This window comes from Lysinibacillus sp. BS3 (assembly GCF_039614735.1).
Classification (GTDB): Bacteria; Bacillota; Bacilli; order Bacillales_A; family Planococcaceae; genus Lysinibacillus; species Lysinibacillus capsici.
Genome location: NZ_CP154860.1, coordinates 490,440 through 512,600, shown reverse-complemented (window position 1 = coordinate 512,600; position 22,161 = coordinate 490,440). Strand labels below are relative to the sequence as shown.

The 22,161-nt window shown below is 39.3% G+C and carries 24 protein-coding genes and 2 pseudogenes; 18 read left to right on the top strand and 8 right to left on the bottom strand.

The window, feature by feature from the left end; genetic code table 11:
- The first annotated feature begins 7 nt into the window (after nt 1-7).
- Nucleotides 8-541 carry a peptide-methionine (S)-S-oxide reductase MsrA gene (gene msrA, locus AAJG31_RS02615; protein ID WP_004230216.1) on the top strand — a complete coding sequence of 178 codons (534 nt, stop codon included), beginning with the start codon at nt 8-10 and terminating at the stop codon, nt 539-541.
- Entirely contained in the window at nt 534-962 is a 429-nt protein-coding gene (gene msrB, locus AAJG31_RS02610) for a peptide-methionine (R)-S-oxide reductase MsrB (protein ID WP_048395692.1), read from the top strand. The genes msrA and msrB overlap by 8 nt, the downstream gene beginning before the upstream one ends.
- Nucleotides 963-1,178: 216 nt before the next feature.
- Here the strand turns inward: msrB and AAJG31_RS02605 are convergent, their stop codons facing one another.
- On the bottom strand, nt 1,179-3,020 hold the full coding sequence (locus AAJG31_RS02605; RefSeq protein WP_103118074.1) for a methyl-accepting chemotaxis protein: 1,842 nt from the start codon (nt 3,018-3,020) through the stop codon (nt 1,179-1,181).
- A 248-nt stretch (nt 3,021-3,268) separates the two neighbouring features.
- Between AAJG31_RS02605 and AAJG31_RS02600 the strand changes: the two genes are divergently transcribed.
- Nucleotides 3,269-3,487 (top strand): YozE family protein, encoded by a 219-nt coding sequence (locus AAJG31_RS02600; RefSeq protein WP_048395688.1) that lies wholly within the window; start codon nt 3,269-3,271, stop codon nt 3,485-3,487.
- Between the two features lie 111 nt (nt 3,488-3,598).
- A complete protein-coding gene (gene deoD / locus AAJG31_RS02595; RefSeq protein WP_048395686.1) occupies nt 3,599-4,306 on the top strand; it encodes a purine-nucleoside phosphorylase in 708 nt (235 codons plus the stop codon).
- Nucleotides 4,307-4,412: 106 nt separating this feature from the next.
- Here the strand turns inward: deoD and AAJG31_RS02590 are convergent.
- A pseudogene (locus tag AAJG31_RS02590) lies at nt 4,413-5,327 on the bottom strand (beta-propeller fold lactonase family protein); the annotation flags it as partial.
- A gap of 300 nt (nt 5,328-5,627) precedes the next feature.
- Here AAJG31_RS02590 and AAJG31_RS02585 point away from each other — a divergent pair.
- The 10 genes and pseudogenes from AAJG31_RS02585 (at nt 5,628) to AAJG31_RS02540 (ending at nt 12,943) form a co-directional block, all read left to right on the top strand.
- Nucleotides 5,628-5,819, top strand: coding sequence for a hypothetical protein (locus AAJG31_RS02585; protein WP_305210581.1), 192 nt, complete (start codon nt 5,628-5,630; stop codon nt 5,817-5,819).
- Between the two features lie 69 nt (nt 5,820-5,888).
- Nucleotides 5,889-6,047: a hypothetical protein gene (locus tag AAJG31_RS02580; RefSeq protein ID WP_279494897.1), complete on the top strand. Its 159-nt coding sequence runs from the start codon at nt 5,889-5,891 to the stop codon at nt 6,045-6,047.
- Between the two features lie 183 nt (nt 6,048-6,230).
- The gene (locus AAJG31_RS02575; RefSeq protein ID WP_279494900.1) at nt 6,231-6,638 is read left to right on the top strand and encodes a class I SAM-dependent methyltransferase; all 408 of its coding nucleotides are present in this window, start codon (nt 6,231-6,233) and stop codon (nt 6,636-6,638) included.
- Between the two features lie 253 nt (nt 6,639-6,891).
- Nucleotides 6,892-7,266 (top strand): hypothetical protein, encoded by a 375-nt coding sequence (locus AAJG31_RS02570; protein ID WP_279494901.1) that lies wholly within the window; start codon nt 6,892-6,894, stop codon nt 7,264-7,266.
- Between the two features lie 8 nt (nt 7,267-7,274).
- A complete protein-coding gene (locus tag AAJG31_RS02565) occupies nt 7,275-7,778 on the top strand; it encodes an NUDIX domain-containing protein (protein ID WP_279494902.1) in 504 nt (167 codons plus the stop codon).
- Between the two features lie 69 nt (nt 7,779-7,847).
- Nucleotides 7,848-8,402: a hypothetical protein gene (locus AAJG31_RS02560; RefSeq protein WP_279494903.1), complete on the top strand. Its 555-nt coding sequence runs from the start codon at nt 7,848-7,850 to the stop codon at nt 8,400-8,402.
- Nucleotides 8,403-8,634: 232 nt separating this feature from the next.
- Nucleotides 8,635-9,204, top strand: coding sequence for a group-specific protein (locus tag AAJG31_RS02555; RefSeq protein WP_279494904.1), 570 nt, complete (start codon nt 8,635-8,637; stop codon nt 9,202-9,204).
- 483 nt (nt 9,205-9,687) lie between these two features.
- Nucleotides 9,688-10,101, top strand: a complete 414-nt coding sequence (locus tag AAJG31_RS02550; RefSeq protein ID WP_279494906.1) for a GNAT family N-acetyltransferase — start codon at nt 9,688-9,690, stop codon at nt 10,099-10,101.
- A 120-nt stretch (nt 10,102-10,221) separates the two neighbouring features.
- Nucleotides 10,222-10,879 (top strand): annotated as a pseudogene (locus tag AAJG31_RS02545) (DUF2306 domain-containing protein).
- A 156-nt stretch (nt 10,880-11,035) separates the two neighbouring features.
- The gene (locus AAJG31_RS02540; RefSeq protein ID WP_305210582.1) at nt 11,036-12,943 is read left to right on the top strand and encodes an exosporium protein; all 1,908 of its coding nucleotides are present in this window, start codon (nt 11,036-11,038) and stop codon (nt 12,941-12,943) included.
- Between the two features lie 35 nt (nt 12,944-12,978).
- Here the strand turns inward: AAJG31_RS02540 and AAJG31_RS02535 are convergent, their stop codons facing one another.
- Nucleotides 12,979-13,677 (bottom strand): DUF421 domain-containing protein, encoded by a 699-nt coding sequence (locus AAJG31_RS02535; protein ID WP_048392970.1) that lies wholly within the window; start codon nt 13,675-13,677, stop codon nt 12,979-12,981.
- A gap of 160 nt (nt 13,678-13,837) precedes the next feature.
- Between AAJG31_RS02535 and AAJG31_RS02530 the strand changes: the two genes are divergently transcribed.
- Nucleotides 13,838-14,857 (top strand): serine hydrolase, encoded by a 1,020-nt coding sequence (locus tag AAJG31_RS02530; protein WP_054548637.1) that lies wholly within the window; start codon nt 13,838-13,840, stop codon nt 14,855-14,857.
- Nucleotides 14,858-14,909: 52 nt separating this feature from the next.
- Here the strand turns inward: AAJG31_RS02530 and AAJG31_RS02525 are convergent, their stop codons facing one another.
- Nucleotides 14,910-15,587, bottom strand: a complete 678-nt coding sequence (locus tag AAJG31_RS02525; protein WP_279494912.1) for a hypothetical protein — start codon at nt 15,585-15,587, stop codon at nt 14,910-14,912.
- Between the two features lie 134 nt (nt 15,588-15,721).
- Here AAJG31_RS02525 and AAJG31_RS02520 point away from each other — a divergent pair, with 134 nt between their 5' ends.
- Nucleotides 15,722-16,000, top strand: a complete 279-nt coding sequence (locus tag AAJG31_RS02520) for a hypothetical protein (protein ID WP_279494914.1) — start codon at nt 15,722-15,724, stop codon at nt 15,998-16,000.
- Nucleotides 16,001-16,626: 626 nt separating this feature from the next.
- Here the strand turns inward: AAJG31_RS02520 and AAJG31_RS02515 are convergent.
- Complete coding sequence (locus tag AAJG31_RS02515; protein WP_279494916.1) at nt 16,627-16,932, bottom strand: hypothetical protein; 306 nt, start codon at nt 16,930-16,932, stop codon at nt 16,627-16,629.
- A gap of 282 nt (nt 16,933-17,214) precedes the next feature.
- On the opposite strand from AAJG31_RS02515, the gene AAJG31_RS02510 reads away from it, so the two are divergent.
- Nucleotides 17,215-17,739: a GNAT family N-acetyltransferase gene (locus tag AAJG31_RS02510; RefSeq protein WP_279494918.1), complete on the top strand. Its 525-nt coding sequence runs from the start codon at nt 17,215-17,217 to the stop codon at nt 17,737-17,739.
- A 32-nt stretch (nt 17,740-17,771) separates the two neighbouring features.
- Here AAJG31_RS02510 and AAJG31_RS02505 read toward each other — a convergent pair whose 3' ends face one another.
- Entirely contained in the window at nt 17,772-18,929 is a 1,158-nt protein-coding gene (locus AAJG31_RS02505; RefSeq protein ID WP_279494919.1) for a Ger(x)C family spore germination protein, read from the bottom strand.
- 156 nt (nt 18,930-19,085) lie between these two features.
- Between AAJG31_RS02505 and AAJG31_RS02500 the strand changes: the two genes are divergently transcribed.
- The gene (locus AAJG31_RS02500; RefSeq protein WP_279494922.1) at nt 19,086-19,880 is read left to right on the top strand and encodes a PhzF family phenazine biosynthesis protein; all 795 of its coding nucleotides are present in this window, start codon (nt 19,086-19,088) and stop codon (nt 19,878-19,880) included.
- Nucleotides 19,881-20,155: 275 nt separating this feature from the next.
- Here AAJG31_RS02500 and AAJG31_RS02495 read toward each other — a convergent pair whose 3' ends face one another.
- Together AAJG31_RS02495 and AAJG31_RS02490 are read right to left on the bottom strand one after the other, a co-directional pair.
- Nucleotides 20,156-21,535, bottom strand: coding sequence for an MATE family efflux transporter (locus AAJG31_RS02495; protein WP_279494924.1), 1,380 nt, complete (start codon nt 21,533-21,535; stop codon nt 20,156-20,158).
- 17 nt (nt 21,536-21,552) lie between these two features.
- A complete protein-coding gene (locus tag AAJG31_RS02490) occupies nt 21,553-22,032 on the bottom strand; it encodes a DUF6530 family protein (RefSeq protein ID WP_016994140.1) in 480 nt (159 codons plus the stop codon).
- Nucleotides 22,033-22,161: the final 129 nt, after the last annotated feature.

The following is a 22,161-nucleotide window of genomic DNA, read 5'->3' as shown; positions in this document are numbered from 1 at the left end:
GAAATGAATGGCAAAGCAATATGCAACATTTGCGGGAGGCTGTTTTTGGTGTATGGTCAAGCCCTTTGACGAAACACCTGGGATTGATTCCGTAATCTCAGGCTATACAGGTGGACATGTTGTAAATCCTACCTATGAACAGGTTTGCTCGGAAACAACAGGGCATGTGGAAGCTGTACAAATCACATTTGATGATGAGTTATATAGCTACGAGCAGCTACTTGCGATTTATTGGACTTTAATTGACCCAACAGATGCAGGGGGTCAATTTTACGACCGTGGAGAATCCTACACAACGGCCATTTTTTATCATAACGAAGAACAGCGTGAGCTAGCTGAACGTTCAAAGTCGGATTTACAAGCGTCTGGCAAGTTTGATAAACCAATTATGGTAAAAATTTTACCAGCCACTACGTTTTATCCGGCTGAGGATTATCATCAACAGTATTATAAGAAAAATCCAATGCACTATGAGCGCTATTCGATTGGATCAGGTCGTCGAGCGTTTCAGGAGCAACACTGGGGGAACAAACATGAATAAGGAACAACGTTTAAAAGAACTAACAGAGATGCAATACTATGTCACACAGGAAAATGGCACAGAGCCACCATTCCGTAATGAGTTTGATGACCATTTTGCAGAAGGCATCTACGTAGACATTGTGTCTGGCAAGCCTTTATTCAGCTCACTCGATAAATACAACTCAGGCTGTGGCTGGCCAGCCTTCACAAAGCCGATTGAAAAAGAACAGGTAACCGAGCATTTCGATACATCTCACGGTATGCGTCGTGTGGAGGTACGCAGCAAAGAAGCGGATTCGCATCTAGGACATGTCTTCCCAGACGGCCCAAGTGAGCAAGGTGGCTTACGCTACTGCATTAACTCAGCAGCGCTTCGATTTATCGCAAAAGAAGATTTAGAAAAAGAAGGCTATGGCGAATACCTAGCACTATTTAAATAGTAAAAACCTAGCAAGGTAGCTCCTTGCTAGGTTTTTTTTATGGTCAGGAGAAACAGCAGATTAGAAGGATAGAAATCTAAAAGTGGAGGATAAACCTGAAAAAGTAGCGGATAGCATGCTGAAAGTGAGGGATAGCCCTGCAAATTAGAAGGATAGCCCCGCAAAGTTAAGGGAGAACCAATAAAAAATTGGTTCTCCCTCTCTCTTTCAGTTCGCTTAAACTTTAAACTCGCTCACGAGGTTGCGTAGGCTATCTGCTTGTTGGGCAAGCTCAGTGGCTGCAGCGTTGATTTCCTGCATGGAGGCGGAGCCTTGTGTGGCTGCTGCCGCAGATGTCACAGTGTTGGCCGCGGATTGTTCTGCGTAGGCATTGACATGAATAAAGTCACTTGCCACCGCATTGCTATTTTCAAGCGTTGTCGCAATTTTATCCACCATGGCCGCGATGATTGACGTTGTTTCTTCGGTATGCGATAAAATGTTGGCTAAGGATTGATTTGTTTCGTTTGTTACTTCAACGCCTCTGATGACCGTTGTCACACCCTCGTGATTTTGAGCAATGATGGATGTGACCTCATCTTGGATAGATGTGACAATCGATGTCACCTCTTTCGCTGCACTTTGAGATTGCTCTGCCAGTTTGCGAACTTCATCGGCTACGACAGCAAAGCCTCGTCCATGCTCACCAGCCCTTGCCGCTTCAATCGCCGCATTTAAAGCGAGGAGATTCGTTTGCTCAGAAATGGCCGTGATCGTACCAATAATAGAGGTAATATCCGCAGATTTACGACCTAACGCCTCCACAGTAGATGTTGTAGAAGCCATTGTTTCTTCAATGGATTGCATGACGAGTGATGATTGCTCTACAGAGCGGCTACCTTCATCGGCTGCTTGCTGCATGGCGATAGAGGCACGATGGACAGCACTCGCTTGCTCATTTAATTGATGCATTGAATGCTCTAAGTCGCTCATTTTTTGCTGCGCACTATTCATACTGGAAATCGTATTGTCACTATCACTCGCAATATCTGCTGTCGCATCCGCAATATCCTGAATTGTACGCGCATTTTCATCTGCTAAGGACATTAGCTCCTGACTGCTGCTTGATACATGATCCGCCAACTCACTTACGCGTCGAATTAAGTTAGAAATCGACTCAATTAACGTATTTGTCGAGGCTGCAATAATCGAAAATTCATCACGATTACGCACATTTACACGTCTTGTCAAATCGCCTCCTGCTTGGGCAATATCAAGGATAGAGTCATTAATCGCCTGTGTATTACGTTTTAATGATTTAAATAGCATAAAGCCAAAAATTACAATCGCTAAAAAGCCAACGATTGAAACGAGAAAGAATGTAGTGATAGAAATATTTACCTGCTGGTTAAGCTTGTCTAATTTTGTTTTATTGGAATCGTCCATGACAGTATTAATGGTCTCAATGTTTTGATCGATATGTGTTTTCATTGTTTCCCCAGTAGCACCCATCATCAGTTTACGAGCCTGCTCAAGACCGAGCTCATCACGCATTGTCATGACTTTATCTGAATAATCAAGGTAATTTTTATAATATTGCTCGATTGCCTGCATATGACCGAGTTCCACTTGGCGATCTTGAAATTGATCTTTCAAAGCGGCTAGCTTTTTATTAATGGTATCTATTTTTAAATGATAAGAAGTAGAATAAATGCCGTTACCCGTAATTAAATACGATTGCTCTAAATTGGTCAGTCTAGCAATCTCATAGGCAAGTTGATTCACCGTTAGTTGCTCCTGCACATTTTTCTTTGTGAAATCTTCCATTTGGTGCTGCAAGTTTTGTATATTGACATAGGACAATATACCCATAATACCGTTAATTACAATAAGAAGTGCAAACATAATAAGCACTTTACCCCGAATTAAATGGTAAAAACGTTGTCGTTTTTCTTTAATAGGAGGGGGATTTTTCCCAGTTTCCCCTTGTGTAGAAGCTTTCCTCTTCTTAAAAAAGCTAAAAGTAAAGAGAGACGGGCGTTTTTTCGCTGTACCATGGGTTTTTTTAGTCTTTTTCATCGCCATCACCTTCCTATTTTTTAAATAATCGATTTCAATTTTATCTTATTTTGCTAGATTTTTCTATCTTTATTTCTAAAAATTAAAATTTTTCAGATAAAATAACTATGACAAAAGTCAGTATCGACCATGAAAATAGTTCTAAAATCATAAGTGGGTAAAATATAGTAGTAGTGGAATTTATGACGAATGCTATTTTTTTTGATACACTAGCGAAAAGCCAATGCATAAAAAGGGGAATTTGTTCGATGAAGAAAAGTTTTTATTTATATGTCCTAACCTATCGAGGTGGCGATTGGTCTGACCCTAAAGTACGCTTTGCAGAGGAAGTGTTTCATGAGCATAATTTTCCAAAGCAGAGCACAGACTTTAATGAGTTGTCCGACTATATAGAAACCTATGCAACGGAAAACCTAACAATCCAGACCTTTGATACTTTGTGGACACTTTATGAGGAACAAGCATAATTGTACGAAAACTATAAATAATTTTGTAGTTGCTAGACGTCTAGCATTGCGTAAATGACAGAAACACAGTATTATTTATAGTGATAACTGACAGAAAAGAGGGATTGCAGTATGAGTATTCATATTAATGCAAAAAAAGGTGAAATCGCTGACACAATTTTACTTCCAGGAGATCCATTGCGTGCAAAATACATTGCGGAAACATTTTTAGAAGATGTAATTTGCTACAACGAAGTACGTAATATGTTCGGATACACTGGTACGTATAAAGGGAAACGTATTTCTGTACAAGGAACTGGTATGGGTGTGCCATCTATTTCAATCTACGCAACAGAATTAATGCAAGAATATGATGTTCAAAAATTAATCCGTGTAGGTACTTGTGGTGCAATTCAAAAAGATGTAAAAGTACGTGACGTGATTTTAGCGCAAGGAGCAACATCTGATACACGTATGAACCAAATTATTTGGGGTGGTGCTATCGATTTCGCTCCAATCGCTGACTTTGATCTTTTATTAAAAGCATACAATGCAGGTAAAGATGCAGGTCTTAACTTACAAGTAGGGAATATCTTCACAGCGGATTTATTCTACTCAGATGAACACCAAAACGAAAAATTAGCTCAATACGGCGTACTAGCGGTAGAAATGGAATCAGCAGCTCTTTACACATTAGCGGCAAAATTCGGCCGTAAAGCACTTGCTGTTCTAACAGTAAGTGACCATATCATCACTGGTGAAGTAACGACAGCTGAAGAACGTCAAACAACATTCAATGACATGATCGTGGTCGCTTTAGACGCAGCGATTCAAGACTAAGCTAACTTTAGCCATAATTAACTTTATAAAGAATGCAGGCAACCGACAAAAAACAGCCCATTTTCTAAGATGGGGTGGAAGTAGTCGGTTGCTTTTTTTGGTGTAATTATTGACAGATTGTTCCAGTTTTGATACCAGTCGGCCCGTTAAATCCTGGGATTGTGGCAATTACCATGTTTGTTGCTATGTCGATGACAGACACCGTATTGTCTACTTGATTTGTTACATAGGCAAAAGTACCATCTGGCAAGATGGTTACTTGGTCTGGAGATGCACCTACAGGAATAGTTGCAATCACCGTATTGGTGGCTGTATTGATGACAGATACGGTATTATTGCCTTTATTCACAATGTAAACAAGCGTTCCATCAGGGGTAATCGCTGTTCCTACAGGTCCTGTACCAACAGGAATGGTAGCCACTACTGTATTGGTAGTGGTATTAATAACCGATACGGAATTGCTATTTTCATTTGTCACATAAGCAAATTGCCCGCTTGGAGTCAAAACAATGGATCTAGGACGAATTCCCACAGGGATTGTAGCAATCACCGTATTGGTTGCAGTATTGATAACAGATACTGAATTGGAATTCTCGTTGGCAACATAAGCAAATGCACTGTTTGGCGTAAAGGCAATACCTTGAGGTTGTAGCCCTACTGGAATAGTGGCTGTTACGGTATTGGTGGCTGTATTAATGACCGATATAGTGTTCGATCCGTGATTGGATACATAAGCAAGTGCTCCATTTGGTGAAATGGCGACACCAAGGGGGTCAATGCCTACAGGAATGGTAGCGATTGGCAAGTTTGTGGCAGTGCTAAAAACCGTTACATTATCCGAGAAGAGCGCTGGAACATAGCCAAAAGCGCCATTAGGTGTAATCGCTACTTCTAGCGGAGCAGATCCTACTGGAATGGTAGCGACGATTGTGTTTGTTGCGGTATCGATTACAGAAACTCTATTATCAGGCGTTGCGAGCTGTCCAGCATCTGTCACATAGACTAGATAATGACAACTTGGTGGTATGGGTAAAATGGCGGCTTACATTTACAACGACAACAAGGACAACAACAGCGACAATGACAATTTGGATTTGACGTAAACTTGAATTTTTGAAAATATTTATGTTCTTTCCCCACACAGGACATCCTTTCAGTCATATATGGCTACTTTATGCGTAAAGAGCTAGGCTTGTTGTACGTTTACCTAGCCATTCTCTTTTACCATTTTTACTTGTTATTGGAATAGTTCTAAACTTCTGAGTACGGTTCTTCTAAAAAATGCAGTATGATGAAACTAAAAAGCATAGGAGACATGAAGATGTTTAGCTTGATTAAAAATGATATAAGATTCATTGAAATTGAAAAAGAGATTATGAATTCAAATAGGGACTATAATTTAATCGCATATGATAAAGAAGCACTAGGAAATGAGGATATTTTAGATATATTTAAAGACGCTGAGGAATTACAGATTGAGAGATACATAGTAAAAAAGGGGAAGAATATCTAGCCATATTGGATTACGGCATGTCAAGTCCTCGTCTATGCTAAAAAAATATATTTGACCTATGAAGAATTAATGAGAATGCAAAAAGTTAACTGTATTCAAATAGCGGTTCATTCCACAAATCAGCAAGCATTAACCTTCTGGACTTCACTTGGGTTTATTCAATTTGATGAAAGAATTTACGAAGGCAAAGGAATCTTCAGCTTTGAGAAGAAATTAGGAGAGGATTGAATAGCATGCTCACCTATGAACTTTTGGATACAAGGCTACTAGCTGATGAAGGAACAATAAGTCCTGTTATGCTGACAGGGCCGTTTCCAATGATCTCATTCCTACAGAGCCCATTGCCATTCAAGCAGATCAGCATAGTTGTCGAATAGGGAAATACCTGAATTGGTGCAATTGAGTAAGGCTTTGGCAAAAAAACATCATTTTGAACATTCCTGTACAGATGAGGTTGGCAGGCTCTTATCAGTTCTTGTTGGACAAATAAAAACAGGAAAAATATTGGAGATAGGTACTGGTTATGGTGTAGGCAGTTCCTGGATACTCTCTAGCATTCCTCGATCTATACATTTTATATCCGTCGATCATTCAAAGGATAAGATAAAGCTTATTAGTCAAAATATCCATCATGCCCAGGCAGAGTTTGTTTATGGGGATTGGAAAGAGATGATTCAAAGTGGTCCCTTTCAATTTATTTTTGCAGATGCGGCAGCAGCCAAAACGATTGAGGCTGAACGCTCATTTGACATCCTAGGCATGGGTGGCATGTTATTAATGGATGATTTTACACCTGAAGAGCATTTTCCTGAAGAGTAGAAAGGAAAGCCCGATAAGGTACGAGAATTTTGGTTAAATCACCCTCATTTAATGGCTACAGAGATATACGTAACAACTTAATCGTCTGCTATACTCGCTACAAGGATAAAATAAATTTAGAAAGATGCTTTAGGAGATTTTCCAATTCATATAGAATAAAAAAAATAAAGTATGACCGCTTCAAAATAGAAGCTCTCTTTTACAGATAAATTTTAGCAGCCGATTCTTAACCAGACAAGGAGGAGGGTGAACTTTGAAAAAAATAGGTTTACTAATAGCAGCTCTTTTCGTAGTAAGTGGGGTCTTTATTGATAGCAATAAATTATTATACCCTCCTTTGCCAATCGATTCCCTTACACCAAAGGAAGCTATACAAAAATTAAATGCATCCCCCTTTGATTTAGTGGCGCTCTCCAATGATAAGAAGGCAACTTGGTACCTCGCAGCCATTTCAGCTAGGGGCATACAGAAGGTGGACGAGGACATTCAGCAAATGATGGCTAATGAAGGATGGGCATTTCTTGAAAAAGAGGGGAGCGGGTTATTTTTCGAAAAAAATGGGGAACGTTCTATTGTGACAACGGAAATGTGGACGAAGCAGTATGTGCTTGTTCAAATTCAGAAATGAGGTGCTCTATGGAAGTCTGGGATCTCTATGATAAAAATCTCCAAAAAACACATAAGCGTCATGTACGTGGGACAGCATTAGCAGCTGAAGATTACCATATCGTTGTGCACGTATGGATTCGCAATAACAAGGGAGAATTCCTTTTAACAAAAAGCCATCCCAATAAACATTATCCTCATTTATGGGAATGTCCAGGAGGCTCTATAGTAACGGGTGAAAGCAGTTTGGACGGGGCTATTCGTGAGGTAGAAGAGGAAATAGGGATATCATTATTGAGGACCAATGGACAATTAGTAAAGAGTGAACGACGTGATTGTTTCAATGATTTTTATGACGTTTGGTTATTTGAGCAAAGCTTTGAAATTAGTGACACAAAACTTCAGGAGGAGGAAGTGACAGCAGTTCAATGGGTCACAAAGCTAGAGCTTGAAAAGATGCTTCACGCGAATAACGTAGTACCGACACTTCGCTACTTTACGTCCATTTTTAACGATAAGACTACGCCATGTTAGTGTTATGTCAGCATAATTCTGATTCTGTAGGTTAACCTATATCTAAATAGGTTAGAGGAGCGGTAAAATGTGACTAAGCGTATTCTTATTGGACTAGCTTTATTTACGTATGTTTCCACTTTTAATTTGGTTTTTGCAAAGGACAGTGATTCGCCACAACCTCTTGAAGAATTTCTTCCTGAAATCGGCTATAAAACAGTAGAAATAGCCGTAAAAGAGTTCGAACACCACTATAATAAAGAGCTGAAGCTACCCCTACGAGTACCGCCAATCAGCTTTACGCATCACTTTGGAAGGTTTAGTGATTTAGAAGGAGAAATGAATGATCAGCTGGAGGTGGTAATGATCAGTGATCAATTGCCACAAAATCATTTCAAAATCAAGGTTCGACCAGTTCAGCATAAAATGTCATTTGAAAAATATAAAATAGATGTATTTAAGTTGAAAAATGGCAGTGAGGCAGCCTATATTGAAAATCCACGAATTGGTTTTCATTTACTCGTGTTTGAAAGAGACAATTGGCAATATGTCTTTAGTATTGATCGAGATGTGGCAGATCAAGTAACGGCTGAAGTCTTGATTGATATTGCTAATTCAATTGATTATCCAAAGCAAAAGTATTAGCCCCTCTAATTTTTATTCTTACTGTTCAGTTCCTCTCGTAATTTCTTTAGTTCCTCCGTTTGCTCCAAAATAGAATTGTTAACTCGTCTAATCGAATCATATATAGCAAAAATCCCCGCAAAAATAAGAATGATAACTAATAATTCCATTGTGCACCTACTTTCTATTTATACAATGATTGTAACAGGAATTTCTAAATGTTCGAAGAATTAGTTAGGTGGAGGTGCTTGTCATGCAGAGATATGTTTATCATATGGTTCCAAGGGAAATGGTGGGTCATGAGCTCATGCCACTAAATAGGTTAGGGGCATTATTTCCACATTTATATGAACGATATTCGAAAAAATATTTTGATCATCCTGAGAGACCGAAATTATTCATGAAAGAAATTCCTCACTTAAATTGCTTGTGGAATGATGTTGTTCATTTCCTACCAATCCATCCTAGTCATCTATATAAGGCTTTAACAGAGCTTGGTATTGAAACGAGAGAAAGCCTAATGTTTTATCAAATTCCAATCCAAAAACTAGCGGTTAATCGTAATGCGATGTACCTGTATTCCAAGGAACACTATAAAGGGCCAGCAGGGGCAATTGCTGCAGAGGATATAAAACTACTGTCGTTACCTGATTATAGAGAACTAGAACAGCTACCATCAGCAACTGTAGACTATTTCCAAACGGAGAAAGAAAAAGGGAAGAACTTTGGGCTTTTTGCGTATATTCCGCATCTCTTCAGCTTAGGCAATGTCAACGTAGATGAAGCGGAAATCATTACATGGAATCACTTCAATCCTAGCTGAGGTGGAAAAAGAAATAGGGTATGCCGAGTAGTTGGCTACCCTTAAATGTCATAATTTCTTCCTCCTACTCATTAGCTATGATTTCTATTAGACTGTCGAAATACTAGTTGAAGCAAATAGACAATCAATCGAAAAATGAGTAGATAAATAAAAGCTTCAATCAAGCTTGTTGCTAGTATCATTACATAACGACCGAAATCTTCTAACTCATGAAAAGTATATGTTTGTATGTGCCAATCAAAAAATAATGCTTTGTAACTCGTCCCCAAAAAGATGGGTATGAAAAGTAGCCAATAAAAGGGCGGTAAACTAAATTTATAGCCTTTAACCAGCAAGGGACTCCCCTCCTCAACTTTTAAGTGATCATAACATAAAAGATAATGTTTTAGTATATTATGGAAGTATCAAAGTATTATTTACAAATATAGTAATTTAAAGGTATTATTAGTAAGTTAAAATGAACCGCAAGAAAGGTATAATTCCATGAAAATGATCCATTCAAGCAAGATTCAACCCGAAGTGAAAACATTATTATCCTATGCTACTTCCGAAAAGAAAGTGGATAGGGAATATCCATTGTATATCGAAAATCCTGAAAGAGTGTTGTATGGCTATACCATCGAGCAAGATTTAGTCGGTTGTATAGGAATCGTTAAAGGAGAGGAAAATCGCTGTGAAATTAAACATATTGCCGTATCGCCCGTTTTTCGTGGAAAAGGCATTGGACGTGAGATGATTCGGTATGTAGAAGAACATCATGCTTTTTCTTCCATTTATGCAGAAACAGATCAAGACGCAGTGATTTTTTATAAAAATCTCGGCTTTCACATTACAAGTTTAGGAGAAAAATACCCTGGAGTGGAGCGTTTTGGCTGTCTATTAACCTGCACTACCTAATGGTCAATTCGTTGTACTGTCGATAAACGTCCACTTATATGCTTTTTACGCCCTGTTATTTGTCTGTGTTAAAAGATCGGAGATTTGAATGGTACGCTAACATATAAAGGAGCTATAAAAATGAAACAAAAATTGTGGTGGATTGTTTGTGGCTTGGCATTGTTCATAGCAGGCTATTCGGTTGTTCAATATTTACTATTCGATGCACGGCAGGCGGGATTTGTTCAATTAAAGCTTATGCTTAGTGCAACATTGCATTCATTTTGGTATATCATGCTCTATATACATATGGTATTCGGTATATTAGCCCTCGTCATTGGTCCTTTTACGTTGTCATCTAAGTTACGAGAGAAAAATGTGAAACGCCATAGACTACTAGGCAATATCTATATAGTTAGTATTTTGTTTGGTGGGCTTGGCAGGACTTTATTTAGCGCTGAACGCAACAGGGGGATGGGTAGCACAGCTAGGCTTTGATTTATTAGCCATAGGGTGGCTCTTCATCATGTTTCAAGCGCTGGTCCATATTAAAAAAAGAAATATCCAAGGCCATCAGAAATGGATGCTAAGAAATTATGCTTTAACCTTCGCAGCTGTCACATTGCGAATTTGACTCCCTTTGTTTACGGTAGTATTTGGCTTTGATAATTTTGAGTATAGTTATGCCTCTATCGCTTGGCTATGCTGGGTGCCAAATTTAATAGTGATGGAATGGTATATCCAGCATAAACTACCTAAATTTGCAGCTTACCGAGAAATGGCAAAGACAAATGAATAAGGTTGAAACATATTATTGAGCATTGGGTTCTACATGGCCTAATGTTCTTTTTATTTTAAGATACATAGTTAATTCATTCTAATATTCTAGGTACATTAATTATCTCAATAAGTAGACTTTTGAATATGATAAAAAGGGACAGGAGGTGAAGTCGCATTGAGGTTTAGTTACAATCGTAATTTTGATAATTTTAAATGTGATGCAAAATGTAATTATCCAATGAAATATAAATGTAATGAATTTGGGTGTAATGGCTACCCATATGTTTATGGTATTGAGGATCCAATCGGTGTAACAGGAGCAACAGGAGCTACTGGTGCTACAGGAGCACAAGGTCCCCCAGGAGCACCAGGACCTCAAGGAGTAGCAGGAGTAACGGGAGCAACAGGTCCACAGGGAGAAATGGGTCTCCAAGGAGTAGCAGGAGTAACGGGAGCAACGGGTCCACAGGGAGAAATAGGACCTCAAGGGGTAGCAGGAGTAACGGGAGCAACGGGTTCACAGGGAGAAATAGGCCCTCAAGGAGTAGCAGGAGTAACGGGAGCAACGGGTCCACTGGGAGAAATGGGTCTCCAAGGAGTAGCAGGAGTAACGGGAGCATCAGGTCCGCAGGGAGAAATAGGCCCTCAGGGAGTAGCAGGAGTGACGGGGGCAACAGGTCCACAGGGAGAAATAGGCCCTCAGGGAGTAGCTGGAGTGACGGGGGCAACAGGTCCACAGGGAGAAATGGGTCTCCAAGGAGTAGCAGGAGTAACGGGAGCAACGGGTTCACAGGGAGAAATGGGTCTCCAAGGAGTAACGGGGGCAACAGGTCCGCAGGGAGAAATAGGCCCTCAGGGAGTAGCAGGAGTGACGGGGGCAACAGGTCCACAGGGAGAAATGGGTCTCCAAGGAGTAGCAGGAGTAACGGGAGCAACGGGTCCACAGGGAGAAATAGGACCTCAAGGAGTAGCAGGAGTAACGGGAGCAACGGGTCCACAGGGAGAAATGGGTCTCCAAGGAGTAGCAGGAGTAACGGGGGCAACCGGTCCGCAGGGAGAAATGGGTCTCCAAGGAGTAGCAGGAGTAACGGGTCCACAGGGAATAATAGGGGCCACTGGACTTCGAGGACTTGCGGGAATAACAGGAGCAACAGGAGCCCAAGGCGTAACAGGAAGCACAGGAGCGACTGGTTCACAGGGAATAACAGGGGCGACAGGAGTCCAAGGCGTAACCGGGAGTACAGGAGCAACTGGTTCACAGGGAATAACAGGGGCAACAGGAGTCCAAGGCGTAACAGGAAGCACAGGCGCAACTGGTTCACAGGGAATAACAGGGGTAACAGGAGCCCAAGGCGTAACAGGAAGCACAGGAGCAACAGGTTCACAGGGAATAACAGGGGCAACAGGAGTCCAGGGCGTAACAGGGAGTACAGGAGCAACAGGTTCACAGGGAATAACAGGGGCGACAGGAGTCCAGGGCGTAACAGGGAGTACAGGAGCAACAGGTTCACAGGGAATAACAGGGGCGACAGGAGTCCAGGGCGTAACAGGGAGTACAGGAGCAACAGGTTCACAGGGGATAACAGGGGTAACAGGAGCCCAAGGCGTAACAGGAAGCACAGGAGCGACTGGCGCAAGAGGGACTACAGGTGTTACTGGAACAACAGGTCCAAGTGGTTCAGGTTTGATGGAAGTTTTCCTCTCTACAGATCAATCAGTTGGTAATAATGATTTTCTGGGTACTGGTAATTCGTCAGCTTCATTCGTGAGAAGTTCAATTGTTATTCCTGAAAATGCTACAATTAGAAGCTTAACATTGAATATTCGCGACCATGCTCTCATCGCAGGTCAAACCGCTTCAGCACAAATATTTATCAGCACAAATTGCGGATTTACTAGCGTTGCTACAGGTATCATTGCGAGCGTGTCAGGACCAAATTCATCTACAACACCCAATTGTTGTGCAAAAGTGATTGCAAATTACCCTGTTAATAGTTGTACACTTCTCTCTGTACAAGTAAGTACAACGGGAGGAGCATTTTCAAACGGTGTTTCAGCAACGATACTTTTTAATACAGTTTAATTACGCGTTTTAACTTTTGAGTTTTGGAGGGGAAGTTAATAAGGGAAAATATGCAATTTATTATTCTGGTTGATTGTTGCTAATAGGACATCCTTTACATCAATGTTATAAGTTGATAGTTGGTCTTTTAACCAACTCTCGGTTAGCGTTGTTTTATTCAACTCATGGTAATCAATTTTTCCCTCTTTAATAAGAACCGTGGGAAGAAAAAAAGGATTAGACTGTACACTTATATCTGCTCGTGTTGGTGTTTGGTAGGGTGTATGCAAAAAACTAGAGATCGATCCGTCTGGTTCCCATAAAGCGAGTGCTACATTTTGAACTTCTTCAATTTTTTCTTTTCTTAACTCTGATAAAAGTAAATCAACAGATATTCTAGCCTTTTGTAAGTTGGCGCTAATAATTTGCCCATTTTTAATCAGGGGAATCGGCGGGGAGTCTATCAAATGACGAAAGGCAACCCATTTTAGGCTCAAAAAAACACCGATGAGGTAGAGCGCAACTAAAACGGCCATGGTAATCATGGAACCCTTCATTCCTAAACCTTCATCAGATAAGGGATGTGCGATAATATTCCCAAGTGTGATAGCCATTGCAAAATCCAGCATTCTTAACTGAGAAATAGAGCGCTGTCCCATAATTTTTGTTGCGAAAAGTAGGAAGAAAAAAGCGACAATGGCTCGGAGAATCCATTGAATAGCAGTAAGTGATTCTTGACTATGAAAAAATTCCACAGCGACACATCCTCTTTTTTCTTATTGTTTCCTTCCGTTACATGATTATGCGGATCTTCAGGATTGAAACGAAATAGACTTGTAAAAATATGTTCAAAACGATATTGTTAAAATAAAAAAGCTATTATTTAGTAATTTTAAGAAAATCAGGAGAATATCTATGCAAACAAAATTACAAAATATTCTTATCGACATACAAGAGAAGGTTAATTTTTCAGGAACGGTGCTAGTGGAAAATCAGGAGAAGGTTGCCTTAGTCAGCCAAAGTTTTGGCTATGCGAATCGCTCAGAACAAATCGACAATCATGCAAAAACTCGTTTTGGCATTGCCTCTGGCTGTAAAATTTTTACTGCAGTCGCTATTTGTCAGCTTATTGAAAAAGGGAAGCTAGCATTTGATACGAAATTATGCGATTGTCTGCCTCAACTATTTAAGCACTTCGATGAGCAAGTAACCATCGCTCATCTGCTAACACATACGTCAGGAATACCCGATTATTTTGATGAGGAAGAAATGGAGAATTTTGAAGCGTTATGGGTTGAAAATCCGATGTACCAGCTTCGAACATTGCGAGATTTTTTACCATTATTTCAGAATCGTCCAATGAAGTATAAAGTTGGTGAGCGATTTCACTATAATAATGCAGGATATATTGTATTAGGGTTAATTGTAGAGCATGCAACTGGTATGGATTTTTCCGCTTACATTCAACAACATCTTTTCGATCGGGTGAATATGACGGAATCAGGCTATTTTTCGTTAGATTCTTTGCCAGCTAATACAGCATTAGGGTACATAGACAACCCAGATGGAACTTGGAAAACAAATATCTATTCTTTACCTGTAAAAGGGGGTTCTGATGGGGGAGCATTCGTAACAGGGAAGGATATGGCAAAGTTCTGGAGTGCACTTATGAATTTCGAACTTTTAAATGAAGAGTTAACGAATCAACTGTTAATGCCTCATGTCGAACTGAATGAAAATGATTGTTATGGCTATGGTGTATGGATTAAGAAGAATAGTGAACAAGCAATACTGAAATACCATGTGATGGGGTATGATCCTGGCGTGTGCTTCCATTCAGCCTATTATCCTGCTTCTTCCATCAAAGTTGTCGTATGTTCCAATAAATCTAAGGGCGCTCTTGATATGATGAAAGGAATAGAGGCTATCCTATAAAAGAATAAGGCTTGTCTGTGAAAAAGATTACAGGCAAGCCTATTGCTAGTTATTAAGTAATGCCACCATGTATATTACAATAATACTCGATCTCAATAATATGAGGTGAGGATACACCATTATATGAATAGTAGCCACCGATTGCAATATTGTAAGCACTGCCATGATCTTTAATGGAAGGGTCATACCTCGTTTGCGTCCAGTAGCCTTTACCCTGTTCAATTTTAGAAGACAAGGAATGCATAACCGAAAATAACTGTCTTCCACCAGGAATGTCCATGCTTAGTTGGGTGTCAAATGAACCATCAACACGAATGATTGTTCGATGTGCCCCCATATGTAATTCAACGAATTTTGGTACTTTAACTGGAGAAAAAACTTCCTTATTATCGACCACGACATAAGAAGTGTCTATTCTGCCTTTTAACATGTCTTCAAAATCTTTTAATTCAAGCCAATAATTTGCTGAAAATGTTGTAATGGGATCTAGCTTAAAGCCTGTACCATATTCTTCATTTAGTTTATTGACAATAGCCGAATATTCTTTATAGTAGTATTCTTTCTGTGGTAGCGTTAAAACTAATGGAACAGGTGCCATGACAGATTCCATTGCTATTATTTGTTTATCTACTGATGTAGATAGTGGTAAGGCTGCTTTGTCATCATTTTCACAGCCTGTTAGGAAGATGGCTCCTACTACAATGCTTGTCAACAAATATCTTTTCAACACCTTCACCTCCCAAAAATGAATAAAAACTATTATACCATACATAAATATGTATAATTTCGTTTTTTTGGTAAAATGATAATTTCGTAGTATATTGTAGAGAGAACAACGATTCAGCAAGTGTAAGGGGCGGTATAGTGGCAATTTTAAAAGATGATTCGAGTCATCCGAGTTGTGAGGTAGAGCTAGATATTTTAATGGTGAACGAGGAAAGTGTAAAGTTTCGTATTGAATTTCGCTTTGGGCCAGCTTTCCCAGCGATAAATACTGAGATTTATTGTTTAAAAAGAGATTTCCTTCAATTATTAGAAGACATAGCAAAATTGGAGCCTGCTTATTTAAGTATGCTGGAGCCGCATGATCCTGGCCTATGCATCTATCATATCCCACATTATGGTGAATATTTTTTTCCTTGATACGGTATTTTTCAAATTCCTGAAGAGGAGAGGGAGGAAACAGAGCAACGTTATAAATTAGTATTTGTACTAGATGCTTATGAGAAGAATCATCATGGTGCAAGAGAATGTGGGCCTGCATTATGTATTATTGTGACGATGGAACAAATCCGAGTCTTCATTACCACCTTGCGAGAACAAGTAATGAAATTCTAAAGTAAAAGGTGATACAACGGTCATTTATCCTCTTCTAAAACGATGCTAGAGGATAGGTTGAGACGATCACATACCCAATTTTTAAATAGATGATCAATTTGTTTTTTTATTTCATCGCTAGGTAATTGCTCATTAATCCCTAATTGTTCAAACGAAATGTTTCCTGAATTTGAGTTGTTTCTTTTTCTAGTTCAAGAGTGATTGCTACCGTCATATTTAGTATATCTAATTGGCTTGCAGGGCGCTTGAATTTTTTCTGTCTAGCTCAAATAGCATTGTTTTCTTTAGGTGTAAGATCTCATTCAGAAATATTTTTTCCTCCTCTCCAATTCATTGTTTGTCAAAAGGTAATGTAACAAGTATGAAATTTATAAAGTATTTTTGTTGAAATTTAGTATAAACTTTTGTACATGTAGGAGTAATAGTCACCATTAAGGAGCAGTATACTTCTGTTTTCTTCTCTTCTTTTGCTTATAGGTAAGATAAGAGGTTTTTAAGGAGGCATAACTTCCAATTGCTGCATAGCCATAAAACCAGCCCATGAATAGTCCTGCAAGAAGATTATGTCGGTGGCTGATGAAAATAGAAATGAATAAGCCGACAACTAGTGCAATGGTTGGAACCCAAAAAGGCTTTATATGACACATTTTCTTAATGATTTGGGTAATCATCATAACTACAGGGACTGCAACGACGGCATCCCAAAAATTTGTATGTATGAGTGGAAAGTGTTCCATTCTGTTCACCTCTCATTGACTATTTTGAACTTATTGTGGACATATAGGGAAATTTTATACAGTAGTGTAGTGTGCAACATTGGGGATTTGTAGAGAGAGTGTATAGATAGCTCTGGTAGACTTACTCTGTCGGGATGCACAAGCAAACTAACACGCACAAAAAGGACAGGGCAACTAGCCTTGTCCTTTTAACAAAGTGGCATCAAATGGAAATAGGGATTGCAATAGCTAGTTGACAAATGTAAAATTTGATTAATAAATCTACAATAAAAGAGGTATATGATGTTTCCAATTTTACATACTGAACGATTAGTGTTAAGGGAATTGACGAGTTCTGATGGACAAGCTCTGCTTGCGTGCTTTTCGAATCCTGAAGTTTTGCGCCATTATGGCCAACAACCTTTAACCAGCTTAGTTCAAGTGCAGCAAATCATTCAAAATTTTGCCAACAATTTTGCTGAAAAACGTGGTATTAAATGGGGCATTGCATTAAAGGATCAAGAAGGAATTATTGGTACAATCGGCTTTCAAGAGTGGTCAATAGAGCATCGAAGAGCGGAAATCAGCTACGCCCTTTTTCCTGAATATTGGGGAAATGGCTATGCTCAGGAAGCTGTTAAACGAGCTATTTCCTATGGTTTTGAAGAAATGGATTTAGTACGTATTGGAGCCATTGTATTTAAAAAAAATGAAGCTTCCAATCTACTATTGCAAAAAATAGGCTTCGAACAAGAAGGATTATTAAAAAAATATATGCATCAACATAATGTGCCCCATGATACTTATATATACTCACTTATAAAATAATAAGGAGACCAGATTCCTATGAGGACATCTGGTCATTTTTTTATTGTTTCTGTAAAAGTTTTTCGACCTGGATTGATTTTGGCTACATCCACATCAATTTTACTAATTGAATCCTCTGATAATGGGATTTTTCCATCTTTCTCAAGCTTTTTCCAAGCCTTGACGTTATCGCGGTAGAGATATTCTGACAATCGATAGATATCCACATCTAATTTTAGACCTTCTTTATAGGTTTCCTGAATTTCCTTTTTCACTTCTTTTACAATAAGCTCTCTCAGCTCCTGTTCGGTTACTTTTCCTTTAAAACCATTGATGGTCGCATTGATTCTCAATTTGACTTCAAATGTAACAGCCTCTTGTCTGACAAGTGGTTCCACATCGACATGTATTTTCTCAATACTGACCGTTAGTTCTTCCTGGTCACTTGTGTTTAATTGAAAGGTAATCTCCCCACGGTTTGTATAGTTATGCATCCATTGACTGCCGCGAGCCGCAGTGTCTTGCACGAACCCCTTAAAGCCATCTTTCGATAGGACACCAACCCCTGAAAAATAGGTTTCCTCAACTTGCTCCTCATCTGTTTCCCAATCGTCTTTAATGGACACATAAGGAATTGTTACTTCATAACTTGGCTCATTTAAGCCAATGACAACATCTCTTAAGTCTTTTGGTTCGATAAATGTTTCCTGTTCTGTTGGGTTGATTGGGTTACTTAATTTTGATGAGGATAACGAATTTCTTAAGATTGGTGTAACAAGCAATATATCTTCAACTGGGTTTTTTGTACAATACACCCAGATTTGATACCTAGTATCACGAAAGCGTATGAATGTATCGATGACAGGAATAATGTGTTCATTTTCCATAGCCTGCTCTGAAAAAATCATATATCGCATATGCCCCCAAAAAATTTCTTGATCCGAGGAGCGATATAATTTGTAAATTGCCTCTTCTATTGTTTTACCAGTGGCACGTCCTACTTCTGCAGGCGCCACCGTTGCGCTAGGTTGTATAGATTTCGCGACATCAGCGAAATTAATCACTTGTAAATAGACAATATACTCGTCGTTTTCGTAGTCTACACCTACTGCATTTATATAGTACATTCTTTGCGGCTCCGTAATATCCCAGCATCCTGCGAGTAATGTCGTCAATCCGATGATCAATAAAAATTTGAAATAAGTTTTCATGGTTTCTCCACTCGAATTGCTCTTCAGTTGTATTTTATAGTGTTAGCTTAGACAAAAGATGGCTTTTTTATAAAGTGCTAGCTGAGGAAATAGTATTTGGAACATTATATCCAATGAAACAATTTTCAGGTATGATGAGGCAAGGAGGGGAGAACGGTGACTAGTATTTCATATTGGCTAATTAATACATTTACGAATGAGCTATATAAAGGGAATCCTGCAGCAATATGTCTATTAGATGAAGAAGTTTCTGAGGAGACCATGCAAAAAATTGCAAAGGAGATACCTGTCCCGACAACAGCCTTTATTGAAAAAAAACAGGTTGAATTTACGCTGAAATGGTTTACGCCAAATAGGCAAATATCCATTTGTGGTCACGGCACCCTTGCTAGTGCCTTTGTCCTTTGGCAGCAAGGAATTGTGCCAAAGGAGCACACAATTACATTTCATACAGCAAGTGGTCCTTTACATGCCAAGTGGCAACATGAACGAGTGGAAATCGCCATCAAAACGTATCCAATTGCTGAAATGGAATGTCCTTCAGCATTGGAGGACTGGTTAGGATGTAAGCCCATCTTTGTAGGGAGGACCGAATTGGATTATATCGTGGAAGTAGGCAATGAAGACCTAATTGTACAGTTTGAACCTGACTTTTCTGCGATGAAGCAGTTTCCTGTTCGAGGTATATGCCTAACTAGTCAATCGAAGGAAGAAGACATCGATATCGTATCTCGCTTTTTTTCTCCAGCACAAGGCATTGATGAGGATCAGGTAAATGGATCAAGTCATGGCGCACTAGGCCCTTATTGGTGTGAGAAATTATCTAAACAACAACTTGTCAGCAAGCAGCTTTCTAAACGTGGAGGTGTAATCTATGTGACCCCTCAACACAACAAGGTATTGATTGCAGGCGCAGCAGTTACAGCATTGCAAGGAGAATTAAACATCTAGATACGGTTTAGAAGGAGATTTGTATTCAAAGTATACAGTTCGTTTTCTATATTTCGCCTTATTTTGGTAACTGCTAAAAAGTGAGAAAAAAATTCGAAATTTGTTGTAACCTTTTTCAATGTTAAACGACTACTCTATTAGTAGAATACAAAAGAACTAAAGCAAGTAGTAACATTCACTTTTCACAAAATGACCAGGGCTCAATTTTGAGTGCCTGGTTATTTTGTTGCCATAATAAAAAGAGGGCACGCACATATGGCATGCCCTCTTCCATTTTATTCGCTCAGCATAGCTTTTAATGTTCGTTTTTGCCAGCCTAGCTTGAAGTATGCATATTGCATAATGAAGTGGACGCAGAAGGTGATTGGATAGGCTAACCAAACGCCATTTAGTTCTAGTGACGTATGGTGAGATAATAGGAACGCCAATGGTACCTGTACAACCCAAATCGTAATGACTAAGAAGATAGTTGGCCATAATACGACACCAGTGGCACGCATTGTAGCAGAAACAGTTTGTGTGTGTCCGAAAATTAAATAGCTCCAAAAGGCGATATATAAATAATTCTTGGCAATAAGCACAGTCTCATGTGAATCGATAAAGAAAGCCAAAATAGGCTCTGCAAACAGATACATAATGAGTATGATCGCGCCACCTAGAAGATAATTAATGCGCACACCCATTTGACGGATTTTTTTAATCATCTCTGTAGAATTAGCCCCTAACGCCTGTGCTACAAAGACAGATGTTGCAATGGCAATACTCATTGCTGGGACTTGTGCATAGCTAGCTACCTGATTGACAACGCCATAAGCGGCAGTAGCATCCGAACCATAGCCATTCACAAAGCCAATAACGGCAATTTCGGCTACTGAAATGGCAACCATGCTAATACTGGATGGAATGGCTAGCTTTAATAAGGACGTTAAAATATCTTTCTTTAATTTAAAATGCTGTAAGATTGTTTTATCAAAACGTAGTAAATGCTTTGTCTTATGCAAATAGGCTAACAACAGAATCATTGTCACCAGGTTTGATAACACAGAAGCATAGGCAGCCCCATTTAAGCCGAACGCAGGCAACCCCAACCATCCGAATACTAAAGGGGGGAGGAAGGCGATATTTAACACAACACTAATTACTAAGAATAGAAAAGGTGTTTTGGAATCACCGACTCCTCGCATAAAGGTTGTATACACCAAATACCAGAACATAATCGGTAACGTGAAGAAAAGTATTTTGGCATAACTAATACTCATGTCTAAAATATTCGCAGGTGTCTGCATAAAACGTAAAATCCATTCGATGAAAAAGCCACCAAAAATTGCGACAGCAATGGATAAAATAGTTGTAAAGGCGAGTGTTACACCAACAACCTCTTTCATTTTGGCATGATTACCAGCCCCAAATGTTTGCCCGACTAAAATAGAGCTTCCTGAACCAATGCCAATTGCAAAGGCCATTAAAAAGAAGAAAAATGGAAAAAATGCCGAAATGGCTGCTAGGGCATCGACCCCTAAATTGCGTCCGACGATAAACATAGCAAAAACTTGGCCAACAGATTGCAGCACATTCGCTAGCATCACGGGAATTAAGAAATTTAAAAAAGCTTTGCGTAGCTGTTGATCATCCTGTAACATTTGTTCGTTCATCATTAAGTTCCTCTTGAGTTTTAATAACCCATTTCTTTTAAGATTCTTGAAAGTGTGCGTAGGCGTTCACCAATTAGCTCACCATCATTATTAAGTGCTTGCTGAAAAAGCTGAATATCCTCTTTAATCTGTTCATTTTCTGTGCAAACTTCCACTGTCATGGCATCTCCCTGTAAGCCTACACGATTAATTACAGGGTTTTCTTCATCATATAAATGCTCATGACGATAAGCCTCCTTAAAATAAAGTTCCGTTTCACATACTAAAATAGCGAGATCAAGCACGCGGTGTAGGGGAAGTTCTTCTGATTGGCGAGACCACTTGCCACCTGTATGCCGCCAAACCTTCGCAGAAATATCAACCTTTCCTCGATCATTCCATTGTGCCAGACCAAGGGAAAGCCCTTGTGCATCTGTTTGATAAGCAGTGCGCCCATCAATATTGGCATAATTTTCTGCCACGATGACAGGTTTATGTTTTAAATGTGTTGGAATTTTCATGTATCTGTACTCCTTATCATTTCGAATTTAGTAATTTAGTAAATTACTGCTTTAGTAAATTTAGCATTAAACGCTTCTATAAGTCAATCGAAAAGAGCAAAGTTAGAACCCTTTCTTTTAAGACCAGCT